We start from the raw sequence: 2,244 nt of genomic DNA, 5'->3' as shown, positions 1-2,244 counted from the left end.
CGCCCGTCCGGTTCTCAGGGGGCGGTGGCGCAGTAATGCGCTGCTGCTACCCGACCAGCTGTACGGCGTTGACGAGCGCGGCCACCCGGCACTGAGCCGGCGTGTCAGCCGCAACAAGCTCCTGGAGGCGGTCGTCTGCCTGCCGTGCTGCCGCATTGTGATGGAAGCTTGTGGTGGAGCACATTACTGGGCTCGGCGGTTCTCGGCAATGGGGCATCAGGTCCAGATCATCGCCCCGCGGTTCGTCAAGCCGTTCGTCAAATCCCAGAAGAACGATCGAAACGATGCGGAGGCGATTGTTGAAGCGGCATCTCGTCCGACAATGCGCTACGTCGCAGTCAACAGCGTCGAGCAGCAAGACATCCAGTCCATGCACCGAATCCGCAGTCTGTTGATGCGCGATCGCATCGCGCAGATCAATCAGATTCGAGGCTTGCTGGCTGAATACGGTGTGGTTATTGCGCAAACGCCGCTAAAAGTGCGGACACAACTCCCCGCGATCATCGATAACGAGCACAACGAGCTGACAGGACTGACGCGAACAATGATGCGCGACATGTACGAGCGACTTGCTTTGCTCGATAGGCAGATCGCGAGGTATGACAATCTGATCCAGAAAGTGCACAAGGCATCGCCCATAAGCAAGCGCCTCGAGCAGATCCGTGGTGTCGGACCGATGATCGCAACCGGCGTCATTGCCGCAGCCGGCAGCGCCTCCGAGTTCTCAAACGGTCGGCAGTTTGCAGCGTGGCTTGGCCTGACGCCACGTCAACACTCGTCAGGCGGCAAAGATCGTCTGTTCGGTATTACGAAGCGCGGTAACGGGTATCTGCGGATGCTGCTGGTACATGGTGCGCGATCGGTTGTCCAGCAAGCCGTAAGGCATACAGACAAACTCTCCCGATGGATACTTGAGGTCCAGGCGCGTCGCGGAACAAACGTCGCTGTCGTCGCACTCGCGAACAAGATTGCCAGAACGATCTGGGTGTTGCTCGCACGCGGTCAGGAGTATGCGCCGCCGGTATGAGCGGAATCCCGGTCACATCGGGTGTCGTAGCTTGACCTCTTCATTGGTTGCACAAGTGATTTGATTCGATGGCAAACAGGTCGGACCGTCGACGACAGAACCTGCGCGGACTTAGCAGGTTGCTGAAGTACCGGTGAAACATGTCATCGCGCAGAGTTCGTGAAGCGTTGATAGATGAACAATCACTTACCCACTGGAGATCATGCGCGGCGCCGACACTTTCACCGAGAGTTTGTTTTCCGTGCGCAAGCTGGACGACTTCGTCCCCAAGTCGCATCCGTTGCGTTCGATCCGCGTAATGGCGAACGAAGCGCTGGCGAAGATGGATCGACTGTTCGCCGAGATGTACGAAGCGGACATAAAAGGTGGACGGCCGAGCATCGCGCCGGAGAAGTTGCTGCGAGCCATGCTAATCCAGGTGCTCTACAGCATTCGCTCGGAGCGCCAACTGATGGAGCAGGTGCAATACAACCTCTTGTTTCGCTGGTTCATCGGCCTGGCAATGGATGACGAGGTGTGGGTGCCCACGGTCTTTACGAAGAACCGCGAGCGTCTGATCAGACACGATGCGGTGATCGCATTTTTCAACGAGGTGGTGGCCATCGCCCAGAAGAAGTGCCTGCTCTCGGGTGAGCATTTCAGCGTGGACGGAACGTTGATCCAGGCGTGGGCCGGGCACAAGAGTTTTGTACACAAGAACGGCGACGATCGGGACGGCGACGGTGGCGGCGCGGGCGGCTTCAAGGGCGACAAACGCAGCAACGAGACACATCAGTCCAGGACCGATCCCGATGCAAGGCTCTATCGCAAAGGCAAAACGGCCAGTGAATTGCGGTACATGGGCCATACGCTGACCGATAACCGGCACGGCCTGGTGGTCAATGCGCGCGTGACACACGCCGACGGGCATGCCGAGCGTGAAGCAGCCAAGATCATGATCCACGACGCACGGCAAGCGGCAGAGGATCCGGACGTAGAAATTACGTTGGGTGCGGACAAGGGTTACGACGCACTGGAATTCATTGAGGCGTGCCAACAGATGAAGGTCACACCGCACGTTGCGCAAAACACCTCGGGGCGACGTTCAGCAGTGCCCGACACGATTGCATCGAGCGCGGGCTACGCCGTTTCTCAGCAAAAGCGCAAGTTGATCGAACAAGGCTTCGGCTGGGCCAAGACCGTGGGGCGCATGCGCCAGGTGATGGTGCGTGGCTTGA

2 protein-coding genes are annotated in these 2,244 nt (G+C 58.7%); both read left to right on the top strand.

Annotated elements, in window-relative coordinates; all coding sequences use genetic code 11:
* The first annotated feature begins 40 nt into the window (after nucleotides 1-40).
* Entirely contained in the window at nucleotides 41-1,027 is a 987-nt protein-coding gene (locus ACOJB8_RS40955; protein WP_475017938.1) for an IS110 family RNA-guided transposase, read from the top strand.
* 202 nt (nucleotides 1,028-1,229) lie between these two features.
* Nucleotides 1,230-2,244: IS5 family transposase (locus ACOJB8_RS40950; RefSeq protein ID WP_475017936.1), on the top strand; the 1,015-nt coding region annotated here is incomplete at its 3' end.

It is taken from the genome of Paraburkholderia sp. BR10141, from assembly GCF_056155635.1.
Note: the sequence above shows the minus strand (reverse complement) of the source record. Positions and strands in the feature narration are given on the sequence as shown.